6 protein-coding genes are annotated in these 5,686 nt (G+C 62.8%); all 6 read right to left on the reverse strand.

Annotated elements, in window-relative coordinates; genetic code table 11:
- Window positions 1-47: 47 nt before the first annotated feature.
- Genes HX869_RS30365 through fmdA form a run of 6 tightly spaced genes read right to left on the reverse strand, consistent with a single transcriptional unit; the run spans window position 48 to window position 5,638 of the window.
- Window positions 48-1,403: an MATE family efflux transporter gene (locus tag HX869_RS30365; RefSeq protein ID WP_003218590.1), complete on the reverse strand. Its 1,356-nt coding sequence runs from the start codon at window positions 1,401-1,403 to the stop codon at window positions 48-50.
- Window positions 1,404-1,425: 22 nt separating this feature from the next.
- Complete coding sequence (locus HX869_RS30370; RefSeq protein ID WP_008432729.1) at window positions 1,426-1,989, reverse strand: DUF2239 family protein; 564 nt, start codon at window positions 1,987-1,989, stop codon at window positions 1,426-1,428.
- A gap of 50 nt (window positions 1,990-2,039) precedes the next feature.
- Complete coding sequence (locus HX869_RS30375; RefSeq protein WP_178904118.1) at window positions 2,040-2,996, reverse strand: AAA family ATPase; 957 nt, start codon at window positions 2,994-2,996, stop codon at window positions 2,040-2,042.
- A gap of 3 nt (window positions 2,997-2,999) precedes the next feature.
- On the reverse strand, window positions 3,000-4,043 hold the full coding sequence (locus tag HX869_RS30380; RefSeq protein WP_003218599.1) for an aliphatic amidase: 1,044 nt from the start codon (window positions 4,041-4,043) through the stop codon (window positions 3,000-3,002).
- A gap of 15 nt (window positions 4,044-4,058) precedes the next feature.
- A complete protein-coding gene (locus tag HX869_RS30385) occupies window positions 4,059-4,406 on the reverse strand; it encodes a zinc ribbon domain-containing protein (RefSeq protein WP_008432727.1) in 348 nt (115 codons plus the stop codon).
- Between the two features lie 2 nt (window positions 4,407-4,408).
- Window positions 4,409-5,638 carry a formamidase gene (gene fmdA, locus HX869_RS30390; protein ID WP_076016701.1) on the reverse strand — a complete coding sequence of 410 codons (1,230 nt, stop codon included), beginning with the start codon at window positions 5,636-5,638 and terminating at the stop codon, window positions 4,409-4,411.
- Window positions 5,639-5,686: the final 48 nt, after the last annotated feature.

Here is a 5,686-nt window from a genome sequence, read left to right on the forward strand (position 1 = left end):
CCTAAAGAACGGATATGTACACCCCGCCCCGCCCCGGCAAAAAAACCTCACACCAACCGCTTGATCTGCTTATGCCGCCAAACCAGCCGGTAATAAGCCGTCTGCAACCCCAACATCGCCAGATACGTCACCGGAAACGCCATCCACACCCCTTCCAGCCCAAACCGCGCATTCAGCAGATACGCCACCGGCAACTCCACCCCCAACACGCAAACGATCGAGATCCCCACCGGCACCAGCACCACCCCGCTGGCCCGCATGATCCCGCCCACCACGGCCTGGAAACCGAACACCAGGATGCTCCAGAGCATGATATGCAGCAGGTGCTCGGCCTTGACCCGCGCATCCACGTCGGTAATGAACAACCCCAACAGCCAGTGCGACAACACATACCCCAGCACTATCAACCCACCCGTCAGGCACAGGTTGATCAAAATCCCCGTACGCAGGATCGGCCCGATCCGCTCCAGGCGCCCCGCCCCGATCGCCTGCGCCCCCAGAATCGACGCGGTGATCGCAATCGACAATGCCGGAAACTGCACATAGTTGACGATCTGCGTCACCGCCCCATACGCCGCCGTCGCCTGGGAACCATGGCTGTTGACCAGCGCCAGAATCACCAGCTCCGACAACGACAGCACCACCATCTGCAACCCCGTAGGCAACCCGATACGCAGGACCTTGCCCAGGATCACCCGATCCAGCCGCAGCGCCGCCATCAACTGGCGATCCGGCGCCATCACGTGGTTTTTATGGCGCAGGCGCAGCACCAGGAACGTCATCGCCAGGGCATTACCCACCAACCCCGCCACCACCGCGCTCTGGATACCCATCGGCGGCAGGCCCAGCCAACCCTTGATCAGCGCAGGGGTCAGCACCAGGCCCACGGTGGTCGACACCATCAGCGCCAATAAGGGCGACACCGTGTCACTCACGCCCCGCAGCAGTTGGGTGAACAGGATGAACACCAGCAACAGCGGCATGATCAGCATCATCATCTGCGCATAACCCACCGCGTCATCCAGCACATCCACCGGTGTGCCCAGGGCCTGCATCGCCGGGCGCGCAAACACGCTGCCCAGCACCGCCGCGATCACCCCGATCAGGGCGCCGAGGGTCAGGGTGGCGCCAGTGATCGACTTGACCATCGAGGTCTCCTGCGCGCCCCACGCCTGGCCGATCAGCACCGAAGCACCCGCCCCCAGGCCGATCACCAGGGCGATAAAGAAAAACACGATGGGGAACATCCCCGACACCGCCGCCAACGCCTGGGTGCCGAGCATCTGCCCGACATAGATCCCGTTCAGCGTGCCGGAAAAGCTCTGGAGGAAATTGGACAGCACCATGGGTGCCAGAAAGATCAGGTAGATCTGCCACAACGGTCGTTGCTGGGTGACTTCCATGAAGGTTCGGATCTCAATGCAATTAGGCAGGGAAAGCGTTGCGTGACAACCAGGCCAGGTACAACTTCACATCCACCGGCCAGTGCGCGATCTTGTTGGAAAATTCCGCGCCGTCCTGGGCAAACAACGCCCGCGAGGCTTCTTCAAAACCTGGCAGGTCGCCGCCGATGGCGCTCATGAAACGATAGCTGGACTCCTTCGCCTGGCGCCGCTCATCGTGCTCGGCATGGGCGTTGCGCGCTTCGTCCACCAACCGGCGCAAGGCCGCCGAGGCGCCGCCGCGTTGTTGTCCCAGCCACTCCCAGTGCCTCGGCAGCAAGGTCACTTCACGGGCGACCACCCCCAGCTTCGGACGGCCTACAGTAGGTGACGCCGGCACGTCGGCCTCCGTCACCGCGACGGTCGGTTGCTGCGGTGCGTAACCGGCGGGCCAGGGATAGTCGACTTGAACACCGCTGGCGTCATCAAACACCAGCAAGCTGCCCGTCGCCAGGTCGAGGCTTTTCAGGTTTTTGGCGACGTCGGCATAAGAGCCGGCAGCCACGCGTTGGTGGCCAAGGAAGGCGGTGCAGTGTGATGCGCTCATGACTTTTACCCGGTATATATTGTTTTACCCGGGTTATATTAGCTTGGAATTTATTTGTTGCAAGCCGCTTGTTGCGAAACCACCAAACGATCACCGTCGACAGTCGCGCCCATGGGGCCCACACCCGGGTCGCGCAATACGCATTCGGCAATCGCCGGCTCCAGCTCCACCCGCAATCGGCGGCCCAAGGCGCGGGCGCCGAACCGTACGTCATGGTCGCGGCACAACCAGGCGCGTGCCGATTCATCCAGCACCAATGACCGGTGCTGCGCCGCCAGGCGTTGATTGAGTTTGCCGAGTTCCACCTTGAGCAGCGCCTCAAGCCACTGATGGTCGATGGGCTCGAACATCAGGATACGATCGATGCGATTGAGAAATTCCGGCTCGAAGTGGCGGTGCAAGGCGTCCTCCAACACCCCCGCTTCACCGCGCCCCCACCAGCGCAACGGGGCAAAGCGTTGCCGGTGCCGACGCGCCTGCTGGGCGCCGATATTGCTGGTCATGAAGATCAGGCTGTTGCGAAAGTCCAGCGTTCGAGTGCCGCCCGCCAGCGTCAGCTGGCCGTTTTCAAGGATGCCCAGCAGGCTGCGCACCACTTCCTGGCTGGCTTTCTCCAACTCGTCGAACAGCACGATACCAGGGCGGCTGTAGCTACCCTGGATCAGTTCGCTGTTGAACAGGCTGATGCCCTCCTTGCTGCCGACATAACCCGGCGGTGCACCGGTGAGTGCGGCGGCATAATGCTCCTGGGCCAGGGTGTGCATGTCGATACGGCAGAACCCGTCGGCACGCCCGTGCAACGCCTGCGCCAGCAGCCGGACGATTTCCGTCTTGCCGACCCCGGTAGGCCCCATGAACAGGTTGACGCTCAACGGCCGCTCACGCTCACCGATATCGGCCTTGACCACCTTGAGCAACCCTTCCATTTGGGCCAGGGCTGCGTCCTGGCCAACGATACGGCTGCGCAGCAAGGCCATGACCTGGGCCGGTTCAAAAGTAAACCGCATGCCTCAACCCGCCGTTTTTTCTTTACCGCCATGGGGCAACTGCCCCACCGGGCATTCGGCGACACCGACGGTGCTGCGGGTGAAGGCCTCGACATTCTCTTGGGCCTTTTGCGCGTCCAGCACCCAGGTGCGATAGAACTCGAATGGGCAATCCGCCACGCCCTTGTCCCCATCGCCCGAGGCATGCATGCCGGTGTAGCCACGGTGCAGCAACTTGAACAGATGGTTCTGCGACTGGTCGTTGGCCCGCGCATCGCGGATCTGCGACACCGACAGCTGGGCGTACTGAATGCCCATCTCTTCCTCGCCGCACTCGCCCAGGGTACGGCCATCGAAGCCGATGATCGCCGAGTGCCCGAAGTACGAATACACCCCGTCGAACCCCGCCGCATTCGCCACCGCCACGTAGCAGTTATTGGCCCAGGCCATGCTCTTGGACATCTGCACCTGCTGCTCCTTGGCCGGGTACATATAGCCCTGGCAGCGCACGATCAGCTCGGCGCCTTTCATCGCACAGTCACGCCAGATCTCCGGGTAGTTGCCGTCGTCGCAGATGATCAGGCTGACCTTCATGCCCTTGGGCCCGTCGCACACGTAGGTGCGGTCGCCGGGATACCAACCTTCGATCGGACACCACGGAATGCACTTGCGATAACGCTGGACGATCTCGCCGAGGTTATTGATCAGCACCAGCGTGTTGTACGGCGCCTTGTGCGGGTGCTCCTCGTGGCGTTCACCGGTCAGGGAAAACACGCCCCAGGTATTGGCCTGGCGGCAGGCCGCGGAGAAAATCGCCGTCTCCTCGCCGGGAATACTCGCGGCGGTCGCCATCATCTCGTCGTGGTCGTACATGATCCCCATGGTGCTGTATTCGGGGAACACCACCAGGTCCATGCCGGGCAAACCCTGCTTCATGCCGACAATAATCTCGGCAATCTTCTTCGCGTTATCGATGACTTCGGCCTTGCTGTGCAGGCGCGGCATCTTGTAGTTCACGACAGCAACGCCGACCGTGTCCGGGCTGCTGGAAATGTCGCCATGGCGCATTGCAAATCTCCTCGGTCAATGACTGATCATCCAGGGCCGTGGCCCGGTCCTGGTCTTGAGCCCCAGCGGGTTGGCCTTGCTCGGCACCACCGGCTTGCTGGTGCCACAGCAACTGCAGCCCGCCGGGTGCTTGCGCGCTGCCTGATATTCGCCGACGGTTTGCGGCGCATGGGCGCTGCGCTCGTTACCGGCTATGGCCTTGCGCTGATTGGCCGACAGCGTGGTCAGCGCCGGCGCCGACAGCAGCAACTGCCCGCCCGGGCCGTCGCAATACGGGCATTGGCTGGGTTCGTGACGCTGGGCCATGGGCCGCAGCATCGTGAAGGTGCCGCAGGACTCACAGGCATATTCATAGGTCGGCATGGCTACAGGTCCGGTGCAATGGGCAGGTCAATGCTGCCGTCGAGGAATTGGGTCGGGCCGTTGGCGTTGGGGTTGATGTCGAACTCGAAGATTTCAGTCGGCAGCCACAACGTCGCGCAGGCGTTGGGGATGTCCACCACGCCGCTGATATGCCCCTGCACCGGCGCCGAGCCGAGCAACGCATACCCCTGGGCCGGCGAGTAGCCGAACTTGGTCAGGTAGTTGATCGCATTCAGGCAGGCCTGGCGGTAAGCGACATTGACGTCCAGGTAATGCTGCTGGCCCTGTTCGTCGACGGAGATGCCTTCGAAGATCAGGTAGTTCTTGTAGTTCGGGGTGATCGGGCTTGGCTTGAACACCGGGTTCTTGATCCCGTATTTGGCCATGCCGCCCTTGATCAGCTCGACCTTCATGTGCACCCAGCCGGCCATTTCGATGGCGCCGCAAAAGGTGATTTCGCCGTCGCCCTGGCTGAAGTGCAAGTCGCCCACCGACAGGCCGGCGCCGTTGACGTACACCGGGAAATAGATCTTCGAGCCGCGGGACAAATCCTTGATATCGCAGTTGCCGCCATGCTCACGGGGCGGCACGGTGCGGGCACCGGTGGCGGCGGCATCATCACGGGCCGAGCCCTTGAGTTTGCCCATGTGCGCGGTGGCGGCCAGCGGGGCGTTGGCCAGGGGTGGGACGCGGGTCGGGTTGGTGTCGATCAGCTCCTGCTCGCGACGATTCCAGTCGGCGAGCATCACCGGGTCGGGCAGGCAGCCGATCAGGCCGGGGTGGATCAGGCCCGCAAAATTGACGCCCGGGATGTGCCGGGAGCTGGTGAACATGCCCTTGAAATCCCAGATGGCTTTTTGCGCGCTGGGGAAGTGATCGGTGAGAAAGCCGCCGCCGTTCTGGCGCGAGAAGAACCCGTTGAAGCCCCACTGGGAGTCGGCCTTGGCGCCGATGTCGAGCAGGTCGACCACCAGCAAGTCGCCGGGTTCGGCGCCGTGTACGCCCACCGGGCCGGAGAGGTAATGCACGGTGGAGAGGTCGACGTCGCGCACGTCGCTGGCGTCGTCGTTGTTCTTGATGGCGCCGGCGGTCCAGTCGTAGGTTTCGAGGATGAAGTCATCGCCGGGTTTGACCCAGCAAGCCATCGGGATGTCCGGGTGCCAACGGTTGTGGATCTGTTCGTTTTCGGTGACGGGTTGGTTGAGGTCGACTTTGATCAGGGTGTCGGTCATCGAGGTGCTCCCGGAGGGTGGGTTGGCTGTCGGGAGCAGTCTCACGGG

It is taken from the genome of Pseudomonas sp. P7779, assembly GCF_013386315.1.
In the GTDB taxonomy this organism is placed as follows: domain Bacteria; phylum Pseudomonadota; class Gammaproteobacteria; order Pseudomonadales; family Pseudomonadaceae; genus Aquipseudomonas.

Coding starts and splice junctions, on each gene's coding strand:
- HX869_RS30365 (WP_003218590.1), bottom strand. CDS start 1,403: ATGGAAGTCACCCAGCAACGACCGTTGTGGCAGATCTACCTGATCTTT.
- HX869_RS30380 (WP_003218599.1), bottom strand. CDS start 4,043: ATGCGCCATGGCGACATTTCCAGCAGCCCGGACACGGTCGGCGTTGCT.
- HX869_RS30375 (WP_178904118.1), bottom strand. CDS start 2,996: ATGCGGTTTACTTTTGAACCGGCCCAGGTCATGGCCTTGCTGCGCAGC.
- fmdA (WP_076016701.1), bottom strand. CDS start 5,638: ATGACCGACACCCTGATCAAAGTCGACCTCAACCAACCCGTCACCGAA.
- HX869_RS30385 (WP_008432727.1), bottom strand. CDS start 4,406: ATGCCGACCTATGAATATGCCTGTGAGTCCTGCGGCACCTTCACGATG.
- HX869_RS30370 (WP_008432729.1), bottom strand. CDS start 1,989: ATGAGCGCATCACACTGCACCGCCTTCCTTGGCCACCAACGCGTGGCT.